This window comes from Woronichinia naegeliana WA131 (assembly GCA_025370055.1).
Classification (GTDB): Bacteria; Cyanobacteriota; Cyanobacteriia; order Cyanobacteriales; family Microcystaceae; genus Woronichinia; species Woronichinia naegeliana.
Genome location: CP073041.1, coordinates 2,398,407 through 2,424,291, shown reverse-complemented (window position 1 = coordinate 2,424,291; position 25,885 = coordinate 2,398,407). Strand labels below are relative to the sequence as shown.

The window sequence follows — 25,885 nt, the reverse complement described above, 5'->3', positions numbered from 1 at the left end:
TATAGAAAAATCATTAAGCACGACGGATTTGAAAGCAACACCATTCCTGTCGTTTCCAGAGAGCCGCGACCACCCAACCGTTTTGTTCCAGGGTATCGGCGATCGCCTGGGTTTGATCCAGTAAAATGCCACTGAGAATTGCCCAACCATTGGGTTTAATCAGTTGACTCAATTGGGGCATTAAATCCATAATCACATCGGCCAGAATATTACAAACAATGCCATCCACGCCCTCTGGCAAAAGCTCTAATAATTCCGCCACACTCCCTTGATTAATGGTTAAATTATCGGGATGAATTTGATTGAGATGGCGATTAGAGCGGGCTGATTCTACTGCTAAAAGATCAGTATCGACGGCATAGACCTTCGTTGCTCCCAATAGCACAGCACCAATCGAAAGAATACCGGAACCGCAACCCACATCTGCTAAAACAATATCACTCGCCGAGATGGACAAGCGCATTTCCAGGGATTCTAAACAAAGTTGGGTTGTTTGATGGGTTCCGGTGCCAAAGGCAACCCCCGGATCAAGCCTTAAAATAAGTCGCTCCGAGTCTTCTGGAGGGGTTAACCAAGCGGGATAAATTAAAAAGCGATCACCGACTTCCGTCGGTTGCCAATACTGTTTCCAACTACTAGACCAATCCTCTTCATCAATTAACTTCCAGCGCATTAAGGGTTGAGGTAAACCCGCCAGCAAAGAATCTTGATGAAGCCAAAGGGCAAGGGCCGCTAAATCTAGTAATTGGATTTTAATCTGGGGAGTATAGGCTTTGATTAATAGAGACTGCCCCTTGGGTTCTGTCGCCGTTCCCGAACAGCCAAACTTATCCAGTCGCCAAAAAATAGATTCCTCTAAATTGGGATGACAAAGAATTTTAATTTCCCACCAACTACTTGCCATAGACTCCAAGGTTAAAACCGCAAGCTAGGAAAAGAGACAAGCAACCTTAGATAGTCTCCTTTTTCCCTAGTTTTTGTATTTCTATAGCTTAACGGTGTATGCGTCCCGAATGCCATCTACCTTGGTAATTTCCGTTAATAACCCTTCCGGTAGCGGATCATCTAAACTTAGGGCCATCACCGCATCACCCCGTACAATTTTGCGTCCCACCTGCATACTGGCAATATTGACGTTAAAACTACCCAATAAAGAGCCAATACGACCAATAATCCCCGGCATATCGCGGTGGAGTGTGAAGACCATATAGTTACTGGGGGGAACATTAATGGGAAATTCATCCACATCGGTAATGCGAATTTCACCGTTACTTAACAAAGCACCCGTGGCCGAATGTTCTCCCATCGAACCGATCGCCTTGAGGTGGAGAGAACCCGAATAGTCCCGAACCGAAGCATCACGAGTTTCAATGATCCGAATACCCCGTTCCTTAGCTTCAATGGCTGCATTGACGTAGTTAACCCGCTCCCGTAACGCCTGGGACAATAACCCCTTAATCGCTGCAATTACGATCGGTTGAGTGGCATTGCTGGCCAAATCTCCCTGTAACTGCACCGTTAACTGTTCAATCCGTCCCCCTGCCAATTGGCCTACCAGAGTACCGAGGGTCTCGGCTAATCGCAGATAGGGGCGTAATTTTTCCATGACATCGGGAGTGAGACCAGGAATATTGACCGCAGAACGAGCGGGCAAACCCAGTAAAACATCCCGAATTTGTTCAGCCACATCAATGGAGACATTGACCTGGGCTTCCGTAGTAGAGGCTCCTAAGTGGGGAGTTAAAATGACATTGCTAAACTCCCGTAGTCTGGATTCTCCCAGGGGTTCTTCACTAAATACATCTAAGGCGGCTCCCCCAATGCGTTTCTGTTCTAAGGCTTCTACCAGAGCATTTTCATCGATAATACCGCCTCGCGAACAGTTAATTAGCCGTACTGTGGGTTTCATCTTAGCGATGGTCTCGGCATTAATTAAATTGGCCGTTTCGGGGGTTTTGGGAATATGGAAGGTAATAAAATCAGATTCCGAGAACAACAAATCTAGATCCACCAGGGTACAGCCTAACTGCTCGGCCCGTTCTTTAGAAATAAAGGGATCGTAAGCTAAGAGTTTCATGCCCATCGACTTGGCCACGGTGGCTACATGGGAACCAATTTTGCCTAATCCAATTACACCTAAGGTTTTTTTATAGACTTCTATACCCACAAAACGTTTTCTATCCCACTGTTTATCTTTGACAGATTGGTTGGCATCGGGGATATGACGGGCCAGGGCCATCATCATGGCCAGGGCATGTTCGGCGGCGGCGATGGTATTCCCTTCAGGGGAGTTAACGACGACAATACCTTGACGAGTGGCGGCGGGAACATCAATGTTGTCCACTCCCACACCAGCCCGGCCAATAATTTTGAGTTGGGTGCCAGCTTCAATAATAGCTTTGGTCACTTTTGTGCCAGAACGCAGCATCAAGGCATCGTATTCAGGAATGATTTTAATAATTTCTTCCTGGGGAAGTCCCGTTTTGATATCAACCTGGGCAACCTGCTTAAGAATATCAATACCAACTTGATCAATCGGGTCGGAAACAAGAATTTTTGCCATAGCCTTGGATATAATGCGTATTAAGAAACGAACAGCCTAATCGGTTAAACTCGACGACTCCCCTGTTTGGGGGTGATTACTGCCGTGGATTATTCTAGCGGCGATCGGGCTATCTGTTCTGAAAATTCCTTAATGTTTTTGGGATCTGGGACAGGGCAAATAGATGACGGCGATCGCTGGATCGCTGCCTTAACCACCAAACCCGATCCGCTATCCCACCCCTGAGTCTTAGAGAAAGCTGTGAATAATGACTGGATTCTCACTACTGGGGAAATTGAGCGTTTACTGGGGGTTTCTATTCGAGCGAAGGAGTCAGCACCCCCGACTGAAGTACGGGGGCTTCGTGCCTCTAACTTCAGTTAGCTGACCAGGTTAAGTCCTTCGAGGACTACGTTTTTTGAGTCATAACACCGACGAATGCGTAGCCAGTTTGTCGCTGTGTTGTTGAAAGTTAAACATCTTTACGGGGTTAAGGAAGTGCTTTCAGCCTAACAAGCTCTTAAAACATTACCGAGGCTAACATTACCCAAGAAATTGGAGTTATCTATGTCTAATTATGTTTTTGTTATTGATACCGATAAACAGCCTTGTAATCCAGTGCATCCTGCTCAAGCACGATTGTTACTGAATCAGAAAAAAGCTGCTGTATTTCGTCGGTATCCCTTCACCATTATTCTCAAGGAGAAGCAAGAAGATGTAGAAGTCAATTCGTTGACTCTTAAAATCGACCCAGGCTCTCAAGCAACAGGGATTGCTATTCTCAATGGAGAAGATGTCATTTGGGGAGCCGAATTATCTCACCGAGGACAACAAATCAAGTCCGACTTAGATTCCCGTCGCGCTATTCGTCGTAATCGCCGAAATCGTAAAACTCGCTATCGTCCTGCTCGATTCCTTAATCGGAAAAAGGAAAAGGGATGGTTAACTCCCAGTCTCCAACATCGAGTAGATACCACGCTAACCTTGGTCAAGAAATTGATTCGTTACTGTCCTGTCACTAGCATTGTTCAGGAGTTGGTTCGATTCGATTTACAGAAAATGGAAAACCCTGAAATCTCTGGTATTGAATACCAACAAGGAGAGTTACAGGGTTACGAAGTGCGGGAATATCTCTTGGAAAAATGGAACCGTCAATGTGCCTATTGTGGAGCAAAGAACATCCCTCTCCAAGTTGAGCATATTCAACCCAAGGCGAAGGGCGGAACTAATCGCATTTCCAATCTTTGTTTAGCCTGTGAACCCTGTAATATTGGCAAGGGAACTCAGGATATCAAAGACTTTCTTTCAGGAAAACCTGATGTCTTGAAACGAGTATTGAGTCAGGCAAAGTCTCCTTTAAAGGATGCCGCCGCCGTTAATTCGACCCGTTGGGCTTTATTTAATGCCTTAAAGATCACTGGATTACCTGTTTCTACGGGATCTGGTGGACAAACTAAGTTTAATCGCACTCGATTAAAATTAACTAAAGCTCATTGGATTGATGCCGCTTGTGTAGGAACGATTGATTCTTTACGGATTGTCACCAAGCAGCCTTTATTGATTAAGGCAACAGGACATGGATGCCGTCAAATGTGTCGCACCGATAAATTTGGCTTCCCATCTCGTTATGTCCCTCGCCTTAAGTTTATTAAAGGATTTCAGACAGGTGACATTGTTAAGGCAATCGTAACTTCTGGAAAGAAAATCGGAACTTACGTTGGACGAGTTGCTGTTCGTTCTAGTGGTAGTTTCAATATTTCAACATCCTCACAGCTAATACAAGGAATTGGGCATAAATACTGTCGGGCAATTCATCGTAAAGATGGTTACTCCTATAGTTTTTAACCCATATTTTACGGGGGAATAAATTCCCCTGAGTCGTTTTTCCTCTCAGGTCTGAAGACGCTGAGTTTCCAAACTCCCACCTTTTTCTTATGAAAATCTATTAAGTTGTGCATTTGATGTTCTAAAGTAAAAGCTTCAGGTTTGTTTAACAACAAAATGCCTAGGTTATTTATTTTTCATCCCTAAAGGTCTATGGCAAGGACATCCAAAAGTAAATCAACGGCCAAAGAGCCTAAGAACTATAACCATGCTGAGGAGCATCCCCAACGTCCTGACATCGGCACGGAACCCCATTTTAAGAAGAAGAAACCGCCCACAGCCTATCGTTATGATTCATCCTTAGCTCCTGAGTTGAGTTGGGACGAGAACCCTGCACGAGAACAGGCAGAGGCGTTAATTGCCAAGATTTTAGAGTCTGAGAGTTTAGAGGAAATTAAGGCCGCCGCATCTCAGTTAAAGGCATTAGGTCAACCGTTTTTAAACTGGACTGGTAAGGCAGAGCGAGAGTCTTTTGATGTGCCGACTTTACCGTTATTTGTCCATGAAAGGTTATCAACTAGGGCAATTATTGAAACCTTAAAATCTCACAAAGTAGGAGGTGCTCAACTAAATTTATTTGAGTTATTTAGTGATCCGCAGTGGTCTATTAGTGACCAGATTTTAAAGGCTTATGAGTATCACGATAAATGGGTTAACCGTATGATTCTCGGTGACTCGTTAATTGTGATGAACTCCCTTTTGCAATATGAAGGCATGGGGGGAAAAGTTCAAATGATTTATATTGATCCGCCCTATGGGGTGAAGTTTGGTAGTAATTTTCAGCCTTTTGTTAGGAAACGAGATGTTAGTCATAATGACGATAATGATTTTACGAGAGAGCCTGAAATGGTTCAAGCCTATAGGGATACTTGGGAGTTAGGCTTACATTCTTATCTCAGTTATTTACGCGATCGCCTATTGTTAGCTAGGGATTTGTTAACAGATAGCGGCAGTGTTTTTGTGCAGATGGGAGAAGAGAATGTTCATCATGTTAGGGAGCTAATGGATGAGACTTTTGGAAGCGAGAATTTTTGCAGATTAATTCCCTACATAACAACTAGCTTTCAAGCCGACAAATTACTTGCAAATACCACAAATTATTTACTCTGGTACGCAAAAAACCAAGAAAATATAAAAGTAAGGAGCTTATTTCGTCAAAAGCAACTTGGTGACTCAGAGGCAGGCGAATACAAATACCTTCTTCTTAGAGACGGTTCTACGAGAACAATGACAAAAGAAGAGAAATCAGGCATGGTGTCAATTCCTGAAGGTTCTAAGGCATTTAGGTATGGGCCTTTAACTTCTCAAGGTTTTAGTGAGCAAGGATCACAACCATTTGAATTTCAAGGAAACATATACAAAATAGGTAATAACCAACACTGGAAAACAAGCATTGACGGCCTTAAAAATTTAGCAAAAAAAAATCTCCTAATTGCCAGAGTTAACAGCCTATCCTATTTCATGTTTTTACATGATTTTCCTGTAAGTCCGATAACTAATGTTTGGACAGACACTAAATGGGGCTTCGATGCTGGAGATAAGAGATATGTCGTAGAAACCAATATAAAAGTAATAGAACGCTGTCTCCTAATGACCACAGACCCAAGCGATCTAGTCCTAGACTTAACCTGTGGAAGTGGCACAACTGCCTATGTCGCCGAACAATGGGGTAGAAGGTGGATTACCTGTGATGTTAGCCGCGTTCCCTTAGCTTTAGCCCGTCAACGATTATTAACTGCTACGTTTCCCTGGTATCAACTCAGAGACGGTAATTCTCCTGCTAGTGGTTTTGTTTATAAACGGAAGCAGAACAGTAAAGGTGAAGAAGTTGGGGGAATAGTCCCACACATTACCCTCAAAAGTATTGCTAATAACGAACCCCCCGCCGAGGAGATTTTAGTCGATCGCCCTGAAACAGATAACAGCATCGTGAGGGTTTGCAGTCCCTTTACCATCGAGGGAACCATACCGCCGCCTGTTGATAGGTCAGGAGAAGAATCGCCCGAAACGGAGGATATAGCGATAGAAAGCAGTGGCTCCTACGAAGACCGAATGCTTGAAATCCTGAAAAAATCTCCTGTCCTACGTTTACCTGGGAATCGCACCATTAACCTTACCCAAATTCGACAACCCGCTAAATCTCAGAATCTTTCAGCAGAGGCATTGGTTAAGGCCAGTGAGTTAGACGGCACGATTTTAGGGGATGTGGTAGATGAAGCCCTAAAGGTCAATCTGAATAAATTGCCTTTGTCTCAGAAACCTGTAGCCTTTATTTTTGGCCCAGAGAACGGAGCGATCGCCGAAAGGACAGTTTACGAAGCTGCTAAAGAAGCCGAACGTAAAGATTATGCTCATCTCTTTATCATTGGTTTTGCGATCGCCGCTAAAGCTCGTCAGTTTGTGGAGGATTGTCAAACAGCGATCGGTATCCCAGCAACCTATATTCAGGCCACCCCAGACTTGCTTATGGGGGATTTACTCAAACACATGAGAAGCTCCCAAATCTTTAGCGTTTGTGGTTTACCTGATGTCAAAGTTCATAAAACCGAGGAGGGTAAATATCAAGTTGAACTACTAGGCTTAGATGTCTTTGACCCTATCACCATGAAAAATGATTCAACATCAGGTAATGATGTCCCTGCTTGGTTTCTCGACACCGACTATAATGGTTTATGTTTCCATGTTAATCAAGCCTTTTTCCCCCGTACCAGTGCTTGGGATTCTATCAAGAAAGCCCTCAAAGGAACCTACGATGACGAAGTTTGGGAACATTTAGCGGGAACCAAGAGCGCACCCTTTGACCCAGGGGAACATCAAGAAATTGCTGTGAAAGTCATTGATGATCGCGGTAATGAATTGTTGGTTATTAAATCTTTAAAAGGAGAGTAATTGACTATGCCAGATGAACAAAAAAATATAGAAAATGAACTGCCTGTTCAGCCAGAATCAAAGAAAATTCAAGAAACAGAATTTCCAGCACTAAATAAGGACAAAATAGAATTTTATTCATCCTTAAAAAAAGCAGTTTGGGCAACTTTTGGGAGCATACTTTTACTTATTGTTACCCAGTTGATGACCAATTGTAGTAATCAAAGTCTGGAAAATAAAAAACGCGAATCTGAGTTAATTAAACAAGCTCTAGCACCGGGTAATCAGCAACAATCAGAGCAAAATTTAATATTTTTAGTGAGAGCCAAACTAATTGATTGTAAACAATTTGACAAAAAGCCAATTCAAGAATATTTAAATCTCAATGCAATTAAGTCTTTCTTTAATCCAGGTAAAAACACAACCAATAACGACGATACAATTTACGTAAATGAAGAAGACTTTAACAATTACTATGTTCCTAAAGGAAACAAAGATGGAAAGAAAATCACATTTACACCCGAAGAAAAAAAATGCAGAATTATCAAATCTTTATTAACAGCAACCCCCCAATCTTTTGGCAATAATTCGTCCCCATCTAATTCTTCACTATCACCTAATTCTTCATCTAATCCTTTACCATTATCTAGTCCTTCACCATCACCTGCTTTCTCACCAAATCCTTTACCACCAACACCACCAAATCCTTTACCATCATCTAATCCTTCACCATTACCCAATATACCAGATTTCCCTAGCTCAAATCAAAGCAAATATGATCAGGCTACATTCCTACAAAATCAAGGCTTTAGATATCTACTCGAAGGTAACGTTCCTAACGCAAAATCATCATTTCAAGCTGCATTCAATATTTACCCTACTCTTTACAATATTGATGAAATAAATAAGTTATTAGATCAAGTATTAGATCAAAAATTAGATCAAAAAGATGAGTTAGAGATACCAGCTATTTATTGTCAAATTGTTTCAAAATATTCATGGGGAATGCCTAATGAAATAAAAGTACAAATGAAGCAAAAAGGCAACTGTAAATAAAAATTAATTAAAATGTCCTACGAAGTCGATCGCCCGATATTAAACAACCCTTTTGATTAACCTACTTATTAAACCTATGCTAATTGAAAAAATTATCCAAGAATTACAAGCAATCCCTGAAGAAAAACTCACAGAAATTTATGATCTAATCCACTATTTTCGTATAGGCGTAAATCAAGAAACTAGTCTGCCTCGCACCCCAGGACTTCTGAAAGGAAAACTAAGTGACACCTTCTTTGATCCCTTACCCGAAGAGGAGCTTCGACAATGGGAATAAAATATCTTCTTGATACCCATATTTTATTGTGGTGGTTTTTTGATGATTCAAAACTCGATTTTTCCTGTCGAGAAATTATTAAAAATCCCAATCATCAAATTCTGATCAGCAGTGCATCTGCTTGGGAAATTGCCACAAAATATCGCATCGGGAAATTACCTGAAGCAAAACAAATTGTCGAAGAATATTCGCAAATATTAACTCAAGCACAATTTGTTGAACTAAAGATTACTTCGGCCCATGCTATCAGAGCGGGAAGCTTACCCATTGACCACCGAGATCCCTTTGACCGAATGATTATGGCTCAAGCAGAACTTGAAAAAATTCCCGTCATCACTTACGACAAAGAATTTCAAACAGGACTCATTGATGTTATTCCCTAATTTCTACAAAATAGTCTCCCCTGTTTTACTAAGGCGATGCCAATGGCACGGCTAAAGCCGCCCGCCCTATTTAAACCCACATTCCGTACTTGGCAACAAGAATTTTAATTAATACGAACAAGTCTAGATTAGCAGAAGTGCTTCCCCACAAAGGTTTCAGGAATCACAATCTGCTGATCAACAAAAGTACGCCTCTTTATGCAGCACAAAAGCACTGATAAACGCACTACTATAGTCTTTCCTTCTCCGTCTATATCTAGTGTTGTGATGGCTAATGATGCCTGCATATAGCGTGTAAATTTTAAATTATTTATTTTCTTCTAATTGGTACGGAATATGGGTTTAAACAATCCCTTTTTTGATTAAATACCCTAAATAAATGAACAAAACCAACTCACTTTTAACCCGAATCACCCAAATCCCTGGACAATGTGGCGGTCGTCCTTGTATCCGAGGAATGCGAATTCGTGTCTCTGACATATTAGAAATGTTGGCAGAAAATGTCAGTATAACTGAAATATTAGAAGACTTTCCCGACTTAGAATTTGCTGATATACAAGCCTGCTTAATTTTTGCAGCTAAACGAACAGAATTTCCCCGATTAATCGCATGAAAATCTGGATTTATGCTCAATTGCCACCAACCTTAGCCAATTGGTTAAACACAAACTTTGAAGTAGAAGCTATTTCTCTAAAAGAATTAGGTTTACGAGATGCTAAGGATACCGAAATTTTTGAAGTAGCTCGCCAATCTAACGCAGTCATTATGACAAAAGATAGTGATTTTATTGATCTTGTTTGTCGCTTAGGAACACCTCCTCAAATTTTATGGTTAACCTGTGGAAATGTTACTAATCGTAATCTACAAAAATTGCTGAGTTTAACATTAGCACAAGCCCTTATGGAATTAAAACAGGGAGAAAATATCGTTGAAATCAATCAAATTAATCTAGCTTAAATCACCCAAAAAACTCTCTCAAACTAAAATGTCCTACGAAGTCGATCACCCGATATTAAACAACCCCTTTGATGAACCCGCCCATTACTGGTTTCTCCGAGAAGGTTACGACCCCGAACTTAGAGAAGGCCGCCGCCCTGCTATTGTTTATCCCCCCCGTGAAGGTAACGTACTTTGGAGTTGGGGAGGAGTCCTTAAACCCTCATCAGCCGAAGAATTTGCTCCTGGCTACGAGATGACCCTGGTAAATAAATTAAGGCAACGGGTTAAAGAGTGGCGATCGCAGAATTACCCTGGTGTTACCCGCACAACCCTGGACTTACTCACTCACTGGAATCGGCCCGATCGAGAACAACGGTTATTTTTTGCCCAACGGGAAGCGGTAGAAACAATCATCTTTCTCACTGAGGCCCGCATGGATTTAAGACAGGGTATTCAAGTTCCTGTTGATAGTCCCATTGATACCGAGTTAAAACCGTTCCAACGTTACGCCTGTAAGATGGCCACTGGTTCAGGTAAAACAACCGTAATGGGGATGTTAACCGCCTGGAGCATCCTTAATAAAGTTAGCGATCGCAGTGATACCCGTTTTTCTGATGTGGTTTTAGTGGTATGTCCTAACGTCACCATTAAAAGCAGGCTTCAGGAATTAGACCCCAACAACGGCGAAGCAAGTCTTTATCGAACTCGTGACTTAATCCCGTCACATTTAATGGATAAACTCAGAGGGTGCGACCTTTAGTTGATAAAAGCTGTTGTAATCAGGGTTCTACAGGGAACCCATATTGATCAAGTTTTGCCCAAAATTGACTCCATCGTTCCTTGGTCAATACCAAAGCTCGTAGGCTCAAAATAATTCCTGCTCCTTTTTCCTTCCATCGCATCCCTGAACAACATAATCGTTGTTTGACCAACGTCTTACAAGCTGCTTCCGTAACACCTGAACCAATCGGATACTTTTTCTCTATGTATTCAGCATAATCCATTTGATGCTGATGATTCTCGTAATAAGTAATCGCCGCTTGTAGTTTCTCGGTAAGATTCTTAGAATGACTTTTTTCTTCTTTGACTTCTTTCATCAGATTTAGCAGTTCTCCTGCTTTTCCTTTTTCATGCTTGAGTTCTCGACAATTTTCAGTCAACCATTCTTTTTGTTTTGACACGGTATTCGGATGCAACGCTTCTGCCAAGGCACCTAAGTAACCAGAGGCATGATAGAAATCTAATATCTGTTCTTCCGTTTGCTTTTCTAAAAACTTCCAATTTGATTCTGCCCCGTCTGCTATCCCGACCAATGTTGCCTCTGGATAACGGTTTTTCGCTCGCTCAATTTCTCTTTCTAATCTTTCTAGAAAACTCTTTTTTCCATACTCTGGTGCCGCACCTAGATAGATTGTATGTTGACGTTCGCCTTCACTATCGTATAGGGAAACGGTTCCCACCATTGCTTCACGGTAGCCATCCTCACACATCAGCATACAGGTTCCATCTAATCCTATTCCCACTGTTGCAATTTGGCTATCCTCCTTGGGCGGGGCATAACTCCACGCTTCTTCTTTTGCCTGTACCACACTTCCTACTGCTTCACTCAATCTTTGGATATAGGATAGCGCTACTTTTCTACCATGATTTTCTAATAAATCATTTTTCACCTCTTTGCCTGCCATCCCTGACATTTTTGAGGATACCTGTTTTGCCAATAATGGCGTTGATGTTATGATTATCCTTGCTTCTCTTTCTAAGGGGCAATACGTTTTTCCTCAAAGGTGAACGCTGATATACATGACGATTCACTATAACCTCACCATAAGGTGTTTGATATTCTTTCGGTTGCTCTCCCTTACTCTTCCAGATTTCTTCACCGATTTTTAAGGGTGAACCATCTGTATCTAAATATTTCAAGGCTTCTTTGCTGGCGATGCAACCTACTTCGTTTAAGCCTTTTTGAATATTTATTTCTGTATCCAACATTGAACGACTGAGTTCTAATGTTAGTTCTATTTTTATCTTTGAACCCTCTACATTAATTAGTTTTGCTGTCATCATTGTTTCCTCTTTGTCACTTTTCATCCCATGTTAACACTTTTCTTTTCCTTCATCAACTAAAGGTCACACCCACTCAGACAGGGTAAAGTCCTGGTGACAAACTGGCATCTATTCGAGAGGCGATCGCCAAGTACAGGGGGAAGTGATCCCGCCAAAGTGGTGAAAGTGGGAGTCAAAACCACCACCACCGAAACTATCAAAATTGGGAAGGAAAACACCACGGCCAGAGGCGTTCGTTACCTGACTTTAGAGAAGTTAGAAGAACAGACTCGTTTAGGCTTAATCAAAGTTTTAGAAGAGAAAAAAGATAAACAAGGGAACCTATTAGAAGTTAAGATTTCAGCTACTCGTTATCTGGAAAGTGAGGCCGCCTGGATACGCCGTATTTTGTCTCAAGAAGTTGGCAATAAGGGCAGAATTTTAATTCTTAACGACGAAGCCCATCATGCCTACCGTATATCCCCTAGTAATTCTCAGAATGACGATGAAGACGACGAAGCGAGTGAGTACGAAGCCAAAGAGGCCACTATCTGGGTAGAAGGTCTTGATCGCATTCACAAGCACCGCACGATTAACCTTTGTGTTGATTTATCAGCAACTCCCTACTATCTCAGAGCTTCGGCTAAGGATGCTAACAAACCGTTTCCCTGGGTAGTTAGTGATTTTAGTTTGATGGACGCGATCGAGTCAGGACTGGTTAAAATTCCCCAGCTTCCCCTCAGAGATACCACAGGAGCCATTACCTCTAACGTGGCTTATTTCAATATTTGGCAGTGGATTAGGTCGAGAATGACACCTGGAGAAAGGGGAGGTAAGAAAACTTCTCCCAAACCAGAAGCTGTATTGAAATATGCTCAACATCCTATTACCCTACTTGCTGGTCAATGGGAAGAAACCCGTCTGGAATGGTTGCAAAATCCTGATGACTCCCGACCACCAGTATTTATTATTGTTTGTAAAAATACGAAGATTGCGAAGGTTATTTATGACTGGATAGCGGATGATAATAAACCGCCAAATGTTCCTTCTTCTGCTCTAAAATCCCTGAGAAATACGGAAACCGAAACTAACACTATTCGAGTAGATTGTAAAGTTGTTGAAGAAATCGAATCAGGTAACACTAAATCTGATGATTCCCGATGGATGCGTTTAACCCTGGATACCATTGGTTTAGTGAATTGGCCTAAAGATGACCAACAGCGATCACTTTACCCCGAAGGTTTTGAAAACTTAGCAATTAAATTAAATAAACCGTTACACCCCCCAGGACGAGATATACGCTGCATTATTTCTGTCGGAATGCTTACGGAAGGCTGGGATGCAAAAACGGTTACTCATATCATCGGCATTCGGCCTTTTATGTCTCAATTACTATGTGAACAGGTTGTAGGGCGAGGACTACGGCGACGGGATTATGAACTTAACGAAGATGATATGTTTTCTGAAGAAACCGCCAAAATTTTCGGAGTTCCCTTTGAAGTAACCCCCTTTAAAGCTAACCCTGGTGGAAAATCTAGTCCTACCCCACCCCGCAATCGTATCTATTCTGTAGCGACTAAATCTCAGTATCGGATCGAGTTTCCCAGAGTGGAAAGTTATACCCAGGGCGTTCAAAATAAAGTCACTGTTGACTGGCAGGCGATCGCCCCTTTAACCCTAGACCCTAGCAAAATTCCCCCAGAGGTTCAGGTCAAGGCAAGTTTATCTAATAACGAAGGCCGTCAAAGCATAAGTGGCCCTGGCAAACTGGAAAGACTTGATCTCAATCCTTACCGTAAAAACAACCGATTACAAACTCTTATTTTCGAGTTGGCAAAGGATTTAACAAAAACCTATTGTCAAATGGAAACTTGTGAGGCTCCCCCTCATGTTCTCTTTCCCCAACTGCAAAAAATTTGTCATCAATACCTACACACAAAAATCAAAGTTATTAAGCCTTGTGAATTAGCCGATGCTTGGTTATCTCCTTACTATGGCTGGATTATTGACAACCTATCAACGGCTATTTATCCTGATACCAAGGCAGGAGAAGCCCCAGAAATCCCCCGTTACGAAACCCACCGAGATAATGGTTCAACGGATGACGTGGACTTTTGGACAAGCAAAGCTGTTTACCCCGTTGAAAAGTCTCATCTAAATGCGATCGTTGCTGATAATCCATGGGAACAGGCTACTGCATACCACCTTGATAACCATCCCATTGTTGAAGCCTTTGTTAAGAATGAACGCCTTAACTTTAGCATACCCTATACTTATAATGGAGAAGACCACGAATACATTCCAGACTTTATTCTCCGTTTAAAATCTTCTAAAACTCGTTACGTTATCTTTGAAACTAAAGGTTACAGGCGAGAAGGGGTAGAAGAGAAAAAGGCCGCAACAGAACGCTGGTGTAGAGCGGTTAATGCCGATGGTCGCTTTGGCTATTGGGAATACAAACTTTGTAAAGAATTGGAGGTTATTGAGGCACTTAATGAAATTCAACAGACAATCTAGTTAACAATTAAATCCACTAAATTTGAATACTAAATTTACTTATAAAAACTATGTATTCCAAATATTTAGAATCATTTTTTTCAAAGCTCTTTCCAATTATTTTTATTTTTGTAAAAATATTAGTATTTTTACTTGGAATATTATTCGTTTTCTATACATTAAAAATACTAAGCTTTAATCATCTTGGATTAGTATATCAAATATTAATGTTGATTTCTTCAAAGTTAGTTAAGTTAATGCCATATTTGATTAAATTTTCTAAAATTATACTTCAATATTTACTAATTCCTTCTATTACGTTTCTCTCAGTTCCTGTTTTAGGATATGTAGCAATTTGTTTTATTACTCCTGCTTGGTACTGGAGAAAATTTTTATGTATAATCACGATTTGTTTTTTTCTTCTCTCGCTTAATTCATTAGTTTTTAATGGTTACTCTATACCAAATATCACCCAGTTTAATTTGGCAGCCACTGCTGATTACCTAAAAGAAGTATTAATTAGGGCTTGCTGAAAAAGTCAAAAAACGAAAGAAATGTGGGTTAGGGAAGTATGGACGGAAAAAGCACAGATAACTTTTCCTTATGGAAAGAAGTCACAATACAGATTTTGTTTAATCTATTGTCCCTTTCTTTCTACAAAAAGTCAACAAAAATCACTCCTCACAAAAGAGAGGAAAATTAACACCATTTTTCAGAAGAAAAACGACTCTACAACTTCTTACTTTTTGTTTTCTTCTTTGTCTTCTGAAGTAGAGTAGAAAGATTCATTAGCAAAAAATTCATCGCTATCACAGTCTCAGAGGTTTCAGGAAGTTTGGCCATCACTCGACCCAGACTAAATCTTCTCTTTCCCTGTCCGAATTTACCCTCTATGGCATTACGCACTCTTTCATCTGAGCGGGCCTCTTCCTTTTTTTCTTTGCTCACCTCTTTCGGTGGTCTTCCCAAGCGGGGACCACTCATTCTTATTCCCCTCTCTTTACAATAAGCTCGATTCGCTTTTGTTCGATATATTTTATCCACATGAACCGATTCGGGATAACATCCTCTCTCCTTTTTATATTCTTCTATTCGCTCTTGTAAATCTCCCGATTCGTTATAATTATTCCAACTCAATTTGTCTAAGAAGACAAAGCCATTCACACTACTTGCCGATATTTTAGCTCCAAACTCTACTGCTTTTCCTACTTTGCCACGCACTATTGGACGGATGTGAGGTTGGGTTATACTCACAATTCTGTTTTCTACTTTATTCGTCTTTTTTGCATACATCTCTAACTGTTGCTCATACACTTTTCTTATCGTTACAAGCTCTTCTTGCTCCTTTTTCGTTAGTTTTTCTAACTTGGCTCCCTCTTCTATCATTTTTTCTATATGAGACAAGTTTCTTTTTACATATTGTAGTTGTTTTTTTATTCCTTTTCTTCTTTCTTTTTTTGACACACGACGTTTTTTGACTATCTCTAGGTAGTCTTTTCTTGCTGCTACTCTATACGTTCTTGGCTTTTTTTTCTCTTTTCCTTGTATTTGTTTATAAAGCTCATCTATTGTTTCTTCTGTTTTTTCTCTGGCATCATTCAATATTCCTATATCCGTTGGATATTTTATATCTGCTGGTGTACAAGTTGCATCTAACAATAGCTGTCCTTCATTTTCTTTTTTTTCTGACACTACTCCCTCGAACTTCTTTACCATTTCTTTATTAATTTTATTGATTAATTCCATTCCTATTCTTTTACGAAAATGAACCATCATTGACGCATTAAATGCTTCTTCGCTACTATAGCTTTCCATTCCTATAAAATACTGTAAATAAGGATTTTCTTTAATTTGTTCCACTGTTTCTCTATCACTTATTCCTAACATTTCTTTGATGATTAATGCCCCCAACGCCATTCTAAATGATTTCGCTGGTGCTCCTTTTTCCTCTGTGAAGTTTTTTGCATATTCTTCCTCATATTCTTCCCAGGGAATCATTTTTGACATTTTTACCCAACGATTTTCTGCGTCTAACTGCCCATCGAACGGATTTTTGAAGTTTTCTGGTGTCTTAGTTTCGTACTGTTGTCTTCCGTACATATGTTTTGCCTCCTTTTCCGGCAAGGTTTTCAAGCCATTTTAACCTATTTCCCTGTATTCTGCCTGTCCTTAATTCGGCTACTATCTTTTCTCCGTAAGAGTTTCAGCTTTTTTTCGGCAAGCCCTAATTATTTCCGAAAATATTATTGTTTACATAGCTGGCATTTATCTTTTTTTACTCTGGCTATTTCCACAGCCTATTTGGGTATTTTTTAGTGGAACATTGCTCTTTTGTATAGGTTTGATAGAGACGGCAATTCCAACAAATTTTATCCCTTATATTGCAGGGGTAGTAGAATTGATAACCTTAAGCGCAGCATTTACTTATTTATTTATCTTTTTACACTTTTTAGCCTCATTTGTGAACTTTATAACAAAACCATCTTTGATTAATAAAATTCACGGACTTCTAAAATCTAAGCTATCTATCCTAAAGTCATTTTAATCTGTAACCAGTAAATTGGCACTGGTATCGTCTAGCTAGAAGCTACAAACGTTGCAATACGGGAGGTTCAAGAAATCAGGCGAATTTGGAGTAAGTCCTCCCAAGTAAACCCTTTTTCAATTATACCGAGAGCTACAGCAGGAACTTTTCTCGTAGTAAAATGGCTGCGAACAAAGTTATGAACCATCCAGAAAATATCTAGGACTCGCTGTAATCCCACAACAGATTTAGCATAAGTATTTGTACGACGACGAAAGGCAGATAAATAGCGTCGGATAGCACTATTAAATGCCTCAACGTGGTTGGCATGGACGTCCTTTTCTTCTGGTTTTTCTGTTGTCTCAGGATGTTCTGGTTTCGGAGTTTCTACTTTCTTGAGTTTACCCTCAGAATCTCGACGTTTACTACTCTTATTTTTTAGTCTTACCACCATACCCTTCGGTAATACTTTGGTGGGACGACCTCGCTTTCCAGTCCTTAATACTTCGTGACAAATATCAAATAGCAGTTGACTATATCGCTTTTCTCCATCTGTAAATAACTGGAGAGATTCTGCACTCCTTTCAAATAATTCCGCTACCGTCATCATTGCTTCTAGAAATAATTTCTGCTCTTTTCGACCACATTTTAAATGCCAAATAAAGCGGCTTGCTCTGTCCATGAGAACGATTGTCCACCCCTCAGAGGCACTTGCTTCTTTATTTTTTCCAACTTTTGTATATAGTTCATCCCCTTCTATTACTAATTTAACAAATTCATTCACTAAGGCGTATAAAAATAATGTCTCTTGTAATCCTGATAATTTCTTTTCCCAATTCAATATTGTTGTTTTCGCGTAGCCGAATACTCGGGCTGCTGCATTTAATCCTATTCCTTCCATTCTGGCTTTTAATACTTTTACAATTTCACTTAATGGGGTTTCTAAGCCAGCGATTACGCTACCATAAGTCTCAGCAAAACAAGAACTACATTCTTGACAAATGAACATTTTACGTTCCCCGTTACCTTTCGTTTGATAATGAGAATGTATTTTTACGTTTTCACTATAGCAATGAGGACAGTTTTTCTTGAATAAGGCATCCTCTTTCTCTTGGCACAAGCCAACATCATTCAGGATTTTCATAGAGCTTTTCTTTAATATTGACATTGTTTTCTGTTTCCTTCTTCTTTGATATAATGACAATAATAATAGTATAATAAAAACGGGCCGATGTCTAGTCTTAAACTATTTTTCTATTTTCTCAAAGCCTTACACCATAACTTTTTCCAACTTTGATCAGACGATACCAGTTCCAGTAAATTAATTTAATATAATCATGCCTAAAATCGAAAGAAGTACAGGATTTAAAGTGTTATATATTGCAAGGAACCAAGATTCAGTCGGAGAGTTTATAGAATTTCCTCATGGAAAAAGAATTTTTACAGTGGGAGATTCTCAAGCTGATATTTGCTTAAACAAATGGGATTATGCAGAAACAAAAATAAAAATTAATGCTCTTCATATTCAACTACTTTATATACCATCTCCTAATTTCTAAGTGGCATATTCTATCTCTATATGGAAACAGAAGAGGATACAAAGCTGTTTATTTAAACGGTAAACATATAATTGCAAAAAACGGCATTAAACCACTAAATGATAATGACATTATACAATTTGGAGAAGATTCTAAGTTGGCATTTAGACTGTCTTTTCTTCAAAACAAAGAAAAAGATTGTATGCAATTTGAACATCCCTACAGGATGATTACGCATATTGAAGAGACTTTAAAACTATTAGTAGATAAACTAAAAATACATCTTGATGAAAAATGTTATACAAATAATTTTATTGATTGGGACAAAGTTTATTTTTCTCAACTACTAAAACCTGTAGTAAAATATACTAAACACGGTCACAGGTTGCGAATTCTAAAAATAAGAGATAATATAATAAAAATAGAAAAATTAGTCAAGAGGCTGAGAAATGATTAAGTTAGAATTTACAGAAGAAGACAAAAGACTGTTGTCTTACGGTCGGTTTAATCACCCGCATCCTAGAGTGCAGCTAAAGATGGAAGTTTTATGGCTAAAAAGTCAGGGATTGTCTCATCAAAAAATTGCTCAATTCGCAGGAGTTTCAGTAAATACGGTGACAAGCTATATCCGTGATTATCAAGAGGGCGGGATAGAAAAACTAAAAGAAATAAAATTTAATCGCCCGAAAAGCGAGTTAACAGAGCATCAAGGGACAATTGAGGCATATTTTGAGTCAAATCCACCAGCAACAATAAATGAAGCAGTAAAAAGAATAGAAGAATTAACAGGAATAAAAAGAAGTCCGACGCAAGTCAGAAAATTTTTAAAGTCAATAGGAATGAGGTGTCTAAAGGTGGGAACAATTCCATCAAAAGCAGATGTAGAAGCTCAGGATAGCTATAGAGAAAAAGAGCTAGAACCAAGGCTAGAAGAGGCAAAAGCAGGAAAAAGGGCAGTTTTCTTTGTAGATGCCTCTCATTTTGTAATGGGAGCATTTGTAAATTTTATATGGTGCTTCAAGAGGATTTTTATTAAGTCACCATCAGGGAGAAAACGTTTTAATGTGTTAGGAGCATTAAATGCAATTACCCATGAAGTAATTATGGTAACGAACAGTTCTTATATTACGGGAACTCAGGTTTGTGAACTCCTAGAAAAGATAGCAGAATTAGGACTATTAATACCGATTACGTTGGTATTAGACAATGCTCGTTATCAAAAATGCCGAATTGTGCAGGAGTTGGCAGAATCATTAGGAATAGAGTTACTGTACTTACCTCCTTATTCTCCTAACTTGAATTTAATTGAAAGACTGTGGAAGTTTGTGAAGAAGAAGTGTTTATACGCAAAATATTATGAAGATTTTACGCAGTTTTCTGCAGCAATTTCAGGATGTCTTGAGGATGCTAACGTAAAATATAAGGAGGAGCTTGATTCTCTGCTCACCTTACGATTTCAACGCTTTGATAAATCTCAGATTATGAACGTTTGAAGTATATCGTTTATTTCGTGAGCAGTTACTTAAAAATTTTGGATCGCAAAAAAGAATTAAAGACTTAGTTGACTTTCTAATCTGCACTAGAAATAAGGTGTTTCACCCTTCTAAAGGTCAAATATCATCAGAAGAAAAGGAAAAACTTTCTGAAATTTACATAGCCTTAATAGATATTATTAACTTATTTATTCAGTAGCTAATTACTTTAATGACTCCCCAATACACCCAAAAACTCAGTCACCACATCGGCAGTTTTCTCATGGCACTCTTTAGCGGTAAATCTCACAGTTGGTATGCCTTCTCTTAACATCCTGCGATCGCCCCCTCCTATCAAGCCCAACAAGACGATAGGAGGGGGAAATTTAGCGAATTGCCTGCGCCCCTGTCCAACTACGATTAACTATTTGTCCATAGATAATTGCGTCTTCCGTATTGGCTAAACTTGCGTTGCCGTTCAGATTCACACTCACTAATTGTTCCGTTTCATCTCCTAGATTACTGGTGCGAAAGAGAACCTGGTCAGGAGCATTCTGATTCCAGCCTAGTAAAATATTGCTAATATCCTCATCGTTATTGGGACTAGCACTTAGGGTTTGCACCTGATGAGTTTGTCGATTCCAGACTACACCATAGTCAGAAACATCCGAAGAACTAAAGGCTCCCTCTAATTGCCTGGCCAATAAGCGATCGCCATCCGCAGACCAGGAAATAGGCATCAACATCGAGATGACACCGGCCATTTCTTCACTCTCTTGACCCGCTTTTTCTAAATAGGTAGCAATGGGCGACTCGGCTCGAATAACCTGTAATTTTCCCGTCTTCAAGTTTTCCAAAAAGACCACACTTACAACCTTCGAGTTATATAATTCTGGCTCGGCTCGCATTTCAATACGACTATAGGCCGCATATTGCCCATCGGGTGAAACTAGAGCGGGACTGCGATAATATCGCAAACCAGAACTATTGTTCATGGCATATTCATTTTGAGTTTTCATCACCCAATTCCAGGGCACAGGATAGGGACTATTGAGAGGGTCTTCATTGGCTTCATCTACTTGAGGATTCTCTGTCGTTAGAGGCTCAGAGACTTGAGGCAAGTTTGGATGCAAAGTAGCCGCTGTTAGGACTTCTACCTCCGGAGGCGATACTAGCAAGACTGGTTTAGGGATAGCTTGAGCTAGTGAAGGGAAGAGTAACGCTGAAGCCATAGAAAGTAAGAGAGATAAGGTAGAAACGGATGGTCGCCAGCAGCCAGAGGTCAACATGGGCAATACACTCAACAGATAGGGAGGGGGGGGTAGGCCAGCTTACAAGGAATAATAGAATTGAGTCTTTTAATCAGGACGCTATATTTCTTAAGTCTGTTGTCTTTCTGAGATGTTCCAGGGTCTTTAAGAGACTTCACAATTGCGTAACAAATGCCTTGACATCCTCTCCGCCGTAGAACGGCGAAGATTCCTAAACCTCACAATTTAGGTTTCTGCTTCATAGCAACTGCCTCCACCCCCAAGGAGTTCTATGGTCTTATGTTCGCTCCACAGACTATCCCCGCAAGCCCTGCGGTTCCTATGTATTGAAGTCTCAATCCGAGAATTCTTGTCTTTGGTTTTGATTCTAGGGGTGGATTGCCCATTGCCCTATCCTCTTCTCTTATCCCAGTCTGCCGATTTTTCTTCGCCGTTGCCGTTTAAAGCAAGCTTTGGTGTTAGGCTTTATGTCTCCATCGTCTGGGTGGGTCAGTGACCACCAGTATCCTACCATATAAAGCCGTCCTAGAACGACGGGGTTTCAGACCCAAATTTTTGATGGTCATGAGTATTTATTCCTAGAGAATTTGGCTGTTTCAACCATGAAAAAACGGATGGCAAAATTCCATCTTCCCACCAAAATATGTCCGATTTGTCAACGCCCCTTTAGCTGGCGTAAAAAATGGGCTAATTGTTGGAATGAGGTGAAATATTGTTCGGAACGCTGTCGTCGTCGCAAGTCTTTTTGAACTAGTTAATTAATATGGTAAGGGTAAGGAACTTTGACTGATAAGATAAGCCTTGATATCTTTATCTATCCCTCGTAAGATTTTTGCTTGCTGGGATAGGGATTATTATTGACCTAGCTTTATGAGTACAATTATTGACGGCATTGCGCCCCACGGCGGACAACTGATCAACCGTATTGCAACGGCGGTGGAACGGCAAGAATTTTTGGACAAAGCCGATCAATTACCTCGCATTCAACTGGACGAACGGGCAACTTCTGATCTGGTGATGATCGCGATCGGTGGTTTCAGTCCCTTGAAAGGGTTCATGGAGCAGGCGGACTATGAACTTGTGGTGGAAGATATGCGTTTAACCAATGGTTTGCCCTGGGCTATTCCTATTACGCTTTCAGTGAGTGAGGAAGTGGCAGAACCGTTACAAGAGGGGAGTTGGGTTCGCTTAGATGATCCTCAAGGTCGTTTTATTGGCATTTTGGAATTAACCCAGAAATATCGCTACGTTAAGGCCCATGAAGCGGTCAACGTTTACCGTACTGATGATTATAATCACCCAGGGGTCAAGGTCGTTTATGAGCAAGGTCCCATTAACTTGGCAGGGCCAATCTGGCTGTTACAGCGAGATCTCCATCCTCTTTTTCCTGCCTACCAGATTGATCCGGCTCAATCCCGTCAATCCTTTCAAGAAAAAGGCTGGAAAACCATTGTGGGCTTTCAAACCCGTAATCCCATCCACCGTGCCCACGAATATATTCAAAAATGCGCTCTTGAAATTGTAGATGGACTTTTTCTTCATCCCCTGGTCGGGGCAACGAAGGAAGATGACATTCCGGCTGACGTGCGAATGCGTTGCTATGAAATCATGTTGGAGCATTATTTTCCCCAAGACCGAGTGATTTTAGGCATTAATCCTTCGGCTATGCGCTATGCTGGCCCCAGGGAAGCCATTTTCCATGCTCTGATTCGGAAAAACTATGGTTGTACTCACTTTATTGTGGGTCGGGATCATGCGGGTGTCGGAGATTATTACGGAACCTACGATGCTCAATATATTTTTGATGAGTTTAAGCCGGAAGAGTTGGGTATTGTTCCCATGAAGTTTGAACATGCTTTCTATTGCACTCGGACTCAGCAGATGGCGACAACCAAGACAAGTCCTAGTGAGCCCAAGGATCGAATTCATCTATCCGGCACCAAGGTGCGAGCCTTGTTGCGTGAAGGTAAACTACCACCGCCGGAATTTTCTCGTCCAGAAGTGGCCGCAGAATTGATTCGAGCCATGAAAAATAATGCCTAATATCGATTAAGCGGAAAGGCGATCGCCGTTATGAGCGTTGACCGACGGACAGTGTTACAAAGTTTATTGAGCCTAGGTTTAGGACAGATAGGGTGGGCAGCTTTACCCTCTCGGTTGGCTTGGCAACAATATCATCAGACAGCGATCGCGGCTACTGTTTCGCGGAAATTGGCCCTATTGGTCGGGGTGAATCAGTATCAGACTGTCCGTAATGCTCCTGAGTATTTTTGGGGGAATTTAGCGGGTTGTGTGACGGATGTGGAACTGCAACGGGATTTATTGATTAAGCGTTACGGTTTTCAACCCGCAGATATTGTCACCCTTACCGATGGACAGGCAACTAGAGCCAATATTGAAACCGCTTTTCTAGAGCATCTCGTCAAACAGGCCCAGGCGGGAGACGTGGTCATCTTTCACTTTAGTGGCTATGGTCAGCCGCTGGCGATCGGGGAAGAACCAAACGCCTTGAACAAGCGCGAGATATCACTTTTACCAACAGATGCCTTACCGGCAGAATCGACTCTCAATTTACGACAATCAACCTTGTTGTCCTGGGCTAATTCCCTCGCCACCGATAAAATCACGCTGGTATTGGATGTCAGTCCTCGCAGTTTAGGGCAGAAATTTCTTGGCAATTTACGAGTACGGGCCTATGACCATTTGCCAATCACCTCTAGTTCTGAGAATCCGATTTTGGTCTCTTCCCAAGCTCCTGTTTTCCCTGGGGTTATTTTATTAGCCGCTCACCCCCATCAAGTGGCCGTCGAATGTCAAGGTAAGGGATGGAGTGCGGGTCTTTTTACCTATGCCTTGACCCAATCCCTTTGGCAGGTATCAACCCCTAGTCGGATTAATGTTGCCCTTTGTCAAGCAACAGAGGCGATCGCTGCCCTAGTGGATGATCAACAACAGCCCCAGGGAGAATTGGGAAAAAATACCGCCTTATTTATCTATGCTTCCCTTCCCGATCCCTTGATTGGGGCCGAAGCCGTGATTACCCAAATTTTAGATCCGACAACGGTGACACTAAAATTGACGGGAATGGCCAGAAATGTATTAGAAGGGGCCACTCTCAATTCCTGTTTTCAAATTATTCCCGATTCATGGCCAAGTGATACCTTTGTTCAGTCTCCAGATAGGTTCTTAGTCCAAATCAGCGAACGCACTGGATTGCAAGCGAAAGCGACTATCCTTACGCCCCAGGTTACACTTCGCCCTGGCCAAAGATTGCAGGAATCTCTGCGCTTCATTCCCAAACAAATGGCCTTGACCCTCGCCCTGGATGGTCAATTGGATCGGATTGAACGAGTTGATGCCACTAGTGCGATCTCTGCCCTTACCGAAAGCGGAGTCGGGACAATGCCTCTGCTGATTAAGGTGATTAATCAAGGGGAACAAGCAGCCGATTGTTTGTTTGGCAAGGTTGCAGAAGGTGGCTATGGACTCTTTTCTGAAGGAGGAACCATTCTTTGGCGCACCAGGGAGGGGGATAAAGTGACGATTAAATCGGCGATCGCAGAATTAGGAGATAAGTTAGCCCAAGCTCGTGCCCTCAAAATTTACCGTTTAACGGAAAATGAACAGACCTCATCCTTGGGTCTAAAAGTTACCTTGGAGGTGCAACAAACTCCCACCAATCTTCCTTTATTACAACACCAGACCCGCCGCTCATCTTTTCCCCACACCACCAGCCTAGCGGCTCTAGAAATCAGAGCTTTTGTTGATGTTTCCGCCCCTAGTCATCTCCAATATCGTTTAGAAAACTATCGAGACCAACCGCTCTATTTCCTTTTATTAGGAATTGATACCAATGGTAAGGCGATCGCCTGGTATGAAGGAGAGCATCGCGGACAGATTGAACCGCAACAAACCGTACTTATCCCTCCCACGGAAGGTTCCGTCATTTGGCGTTTAGCCCGCATTGGGGGACTATCTTGCATTCATGTCGTTGCGTCCTTACAGCCCTTTACTGAGACTTGGCAAACGCTGGCCGTTAATCTTCCCAAAACGTCTCCGACCAAAACTGTCGGAGGACAGATTCTGGAACTCCATAATTTTCAGACGGTGATTCAATCCCTCCTCAAGGATCTTCAGCAGTCGCCAGCAGCTTTACCGACTAACCTCAATTTTAATAATGATGCTTATTGCCTAGATACCCAAACCTGGACTACTTTAATTTTTCGTTATCGCGTTATCTAAGGAAAGCGTTTAGAATGGTGATCGCAACGCCTTGAATGGCGAAGACTGTGCTATGATTTCTTCTCCTAATTAATACCACAGTTTGTCCAAACGACTTTTGGTTTGATTAAACTGATTACTTGTCTATTCCTTTTCTGTCAGCACCCCGCACTGAAGTGAAGACGGCTCTCGTGCCTCTAACTGAAGTTAGCTGACCAGCCTACAGTCCTTCGAGGACTACGTTATCTGAGTCAAGATACCCACGAATGCGTCGCTAGTTTGTGGCTCTATCGTCAACCATTAAACAGTTTTACGAGGGGTAAGACAGTGTAGTTGACCTAACAAGCTCAGATAACCTTGGCGAAGCGAAC

General features: G+C 41.1%; 19 protein-coding genes and 2 pseudogenes. 15 read left to right on the top strand and 6 right to left on the bottom strand.

The features are described from left to right. Window positions 1-13 precede the first annotated feature (13 nt). Both prmA and serA read right to left on the bottom strand, forming a co-directional pair. A complete protein-coding gene (prmA, locus tag KA717_12395) occupies window positions 14-904 on the bottom strand; it encodes a 50S ribosomal protein L11 methyltransferase (GenBank protein UXE64641.1) in 891 nt (296 codons plus the stop codon). 81 nt (window positions 905-985) lie between these two features. Further along, entirely contained in the window at window positions 986-2,563 is a 1,578-nt protein-coding gene (gene serA / locus KA717_12390) for a phosphoglycerate dehydrogenase (GenBank protein ID UXE63354.1), read from the bottom strand. A gap of 72 nt (window positions 2,564-2,635) precedes the next feature. Here serA and KA717_12385 point away from each other — a divergent pair, with 72 nt between their 5' ends. From KA717_12385 to KA717_12345, 9 genes are all read left to right on the top strand, one after another. Continuing rightward, window positions 2,636-2,788, top strand: a complete 153-nt coding sequence (locus KA717_12385; protein UXE63353.1) for a hypothetical protein — start codon at window positions 2,636-2,638, stop codon at window positions 2,786-2,788. A 321-nt stretch (window positions 2,789-3,109) separates the two neighbouring features. Then, entirely contained in the window at window positions 3,110-4,387 is a 1,278-nt protein-coding gene (gene iscB, locus KA717_12380) for an RNA-guided endonuclease IscB (GenBank protein ID UXE63352.1), read from the top strand. A gap of 192 nt (window positions 4,388-4,579) precedes the next feature. Beyond that, the gene (locus KA717_12375; GenBank protein UXE63351.1) at window positions 4,580-7,315 is read left to right on the top strand and encodes a site-specific DNA-methyltransferase; all 2,736 of its coding nucleotides are present in this window, start codon (window positions 4,580-4,582) and stop codon (window positions 7,313-7,315) included. 6 nt (window positions 7,316-7,321) lie between these two features. Next, the gene (locus KA717_12370; GenBank protein ID UXE63350.1) at window positions 7,322-8,350 is read left to right on the top strand and encodes a hypothetical protein; all 1,029 of its coding nucleotides are present in this window, start codon (window positions 7,322-7,324) and stop codon (window positions 8,348-8,350) included. Window positions 8,351-8,426: 76 nt separating this feature from the next. Next, window positions 8,427-8,627: a hypothetical protein gene (locus tag KA717_12365; protein ID UXE63349.1), complete on the top strand. Its 201-nt coding sequence runs from the start codon at window positions 8,427-8,429 to the stop codon at window positions 8,625-8,627. Next, the gene (locus tag KA717_12360; protein ID UXE63348.1) at window positions 8,618-9,010 is read left to right on the top strand and encodes a type II toxin-antitoxin system VapC family toxin; all 393 of its coding nucleotides are present in this window, start codon (window positions 8,618-8,620) and stop codon (window positions 9,008-9,010) included. The genes KA717_12365 and KA717_12360 overlap by 10 nt, the downstream gene beginning before the upstream one ends. Window positions 9,011-9,389: 379 nt before the next feature. Then, entirely contained in the window at window positions 9,390-9,623 is a 234-nt protein-coding gene (locus KA717_12355) for a DUF433 domain-containing protein (protein ID UXE63347.1), read from the top strand. Beyond that, window positions 9,620-9,967, top strand: coding sequence for a DUF5615 family PIN-like protein (locus KA717_12350; protein ID UXE63346.1), 348 nt, complete (start codon window positions 9,620-9,622; stop codon window positions 9,965-9,967). The genes KA717_12355 and KA717_12350 overlap by 4 nt, the downstream gene beginning before the upstream one ends. A gap of 28 nt (window positions 9,968-9,995) precedes the next feature. Beyond that, window positions 9,996-10,709: a DEAD/DEAH box helicase family protein gene (locus KA717_12345; GenBank protein ID UXE63345.1), complete on the top strand. Its 714-nt coding sequence runs from the start codon at window positions 9,996-9,998 to the stop codon at window positions 10,707-10,709. A gap of 19 nt (window positions 10,710-10,728) precedes the next feature. On the opposite strand, the pseudogene KA717_12340 reads toward KA717_12345, so the two are convergent. Continuing rightward, window positions 10,729-12,010, bottom strand: a pseudogene (locus KA717_12340) (ISKra4 family transposase). 96 nt (window positions 12,011-12,106) lie between these two features. Between KA717_12340 and KA717_12335 the strand changes: the two are divergent. Further along, window positions 12,107-14,509, top strand: a complete 2,403-nt coding sequence (locus KA717_12335) for a hypothetical protein (protein ID UXE63344.1) — start codon at window positions 12,107-12,109, stop codon at window positions 14,507-14,509. A gap of 741 nt (window positions 14,510-15,250) precedes the next feature. Here KA717_12335 and KA717_12330 read toward each other — a convergent pair. Both KA717_12330 and KA717_12325 read right to left on the bottom strand, forming a co-directional pair. After that, a pseudogene (locus tag KA717_12330) lies at window positions 15,251-16,588 on the bottom strand (IS5 family transposase). A 512-nt stretch (window positions 16,589-17,100) separates the two neighbouring features. Continuing rightward, window positions 17,101-18,180: an IS1 family transposase gene (locus KA717_12325; GenBank protein UXE63343.1), complete on the bottom strand. Its 1,080-nt coding sequence runs from the start codon at window positions 18,178-18,180 to the stop codon at window positions 17,101-17,103. 344 nt (window positions 18,181-18,524) lie between these two features. Between KA717_12325 and KA717_12320 the strand changes: the two genes are divergently transcribed. Both KA717_12320 and KA717_12315 read left to right on the top strand, forming a co-directional pair. Then, entirely contained in the window at window positions 18,525-19,007 is a 483-nt protein-coding gene (locus KA717_12320; GenBank protein UXE63342.1) for a hypothetical protein, read from the top strand. Beyond that, window positions 19,000-20,043: an IS630 family transposase gene (locus KA717_12315; protein ID UXE63341.1), complete on the top strand. Its 1,044-nt coding sequence runs from the start codon at window positions 19,000-19,002 to the stop codon at window positions 20,041-20,043. Before KA717_12320 ends, KA717_12315 begins: the two co-directional genes overlap by 8 nt. Before the next feature lie 365 nt (window positions 20,044-20,408). Here the strand turns inward: KA717_12315 and KA717_12310 are convergent, their stop codons facing one another. Beyond that, on the bottom strand, window positions 20,409-21,143 hold the full coding sequence (locus KA717_12310) for a hypothetical protein (protein UXE63340.1): 735 nt from the start codon (window positions 21,141-21,143) through the stop codon (window positions 20,409-20,411). 752 nt (window positions 21,144-21,895) lie between these two features. On the opposite strand from KA717_12310, the gene KA717_12305 reads away from it, so the two are divergent. The 3 genes from KA717_12305 to KA717_12295 all read left to right on the top strand — a co-directional run bounded on the left by KA717_12305 (window position 21,896) and on the right by KA717_12295 (window position 25,535). After that, on the top strand, window positions 21,896-22,042 hold the full coding sequence (locus tag KA717_12305; protein UXE64640.1) for a DUF2256 domain-containing protein: 147 nt from the start codon (window positions 21,896-21,898) through the stop codon (window positions 22,040-22,042). A gap of 121 nt (window positions 22,043-22,163) precedes the next feature. Then, window positions 22,164-23,336 carry a sulfate adenylyltransferase gene (gene sat / locus KA717_12300; protein ID UXE63339.1) on the top strand — a complete coding sequence of 391 codons (1,173 nt, stop codon included), beginning with the start codon at window positions 22,164-22,166 and terminating at the stop codon, window positions 23,334-23,336. Between the two features lie 30 nt (window positions 23,337-23,366). Next, entirely contained in the window at window positions 23,367-25,535 is a 2,169-nt protein-coding gene (locus tag KA717_12295; protein UXE63338.1) for a caspase family protein, read from the top strand. Window positions 25,536-25,885: the final 350 nt, after the last annotated feature.

Coding starts and splice junctions, on each gene's coding strand:
- prmA (UXE64641.1), bottom strand. CDS start 904: ATGGCAAGTAGTTGGTGGGAAATTAAAATTCTTTGTCATCCCAATTTA.
- serA (UXE63354.1), bottom strand. CDS start 2,563: ATGGCAAAAATTCTTGTTTCCGACCCGATTGATCAAGTTGGTATTGAT.
- iscB (UXE63352.1), top strand. CDS start 3,110: ATGTCTAATTATGTTTTTGTTATTGATACCGATAAACAGCCTTGTAAT.
- KA717_12375 (UXE63351.1), top strand. CDS start 4,580: ATGGCAAGGACATCCAAAAGTAAATCAACGGCCAAAGAGCCTAAGAAC.
- KA717_12370 (UXE63350.1), top strand. CDS start 7,322: ATGCCAGATGAACAAAAAAATATAGAAAATGAACTGCCTGTTCAGCCA.
- KA717_12365 (UXE63349.1), top strand. CDS start 8,427: ATGCTAATTGAAAAAATTATCCAAGAATTACAAGCAATCCCTGAAGAA.
- KA717_12360 (UXE63348.1), top strand. CDS start 8,618: ATGGGAATAAAATATCTTCTTGATACCCATATTTTATTGTGGTGGTTT.
- KA717_12355 (UXE63347.1), top strand. CDS start 9,390: ATGAACAAAACCAACTCACTTTTAACCCGAATCACCCAAATCCCTGGA.
- KA717_12350 (UXE63346.1), top strand. CDS start 9,620: ATGAAAATCTGGATTTATGCTCAATTGCCACCAACCTTAGCCAATTGG.
- KA717_12345 (UXE63345.1), top strand. CDS start 9,996: ATGTCCTACGAAGTCGATCACCCGATATTAAACAACCCCTTTGATGAA.
- KA717_12325 (UXE63343.1), bottom strand. CDS start 18,180: ATGTCAATATTAAAGAAAAGCTCTATGAAAATCCTGAATGATGTTGGC.
- KA717_12320 (UXE63342.1), top strand. CDS start 18,525: ATGCTCTTCATATTCAACTACTTTATATACCATCTCCTAATTTCTAAG.
- KA717_12315 (UXE63341.1), top strand. CDS start 19,000: ATGATTAAGTTAGAATTTACAGAAGAAGACAAAAGACTGTTGTCTTAC.
- KA717_12305 (UXE64640.1), top strand. CDS start 21,896: ATGAAAAAACGGATGGCAAAATTCCATCTTCCCACCAAAATATGTCCG.
- sat (UXE63339.1), top strand. CDS start 22,164: ATGAGTACAATTATTGACGGCATTGCGCCCCACGGCGGACAACTGATC.
- KA717_12295 (UXE63338.1), top strand. CDS start 23,367: ATGAGCGTTGACCGACGGACAGTGTTACAAAGTTTATTGAGCCTAGGT.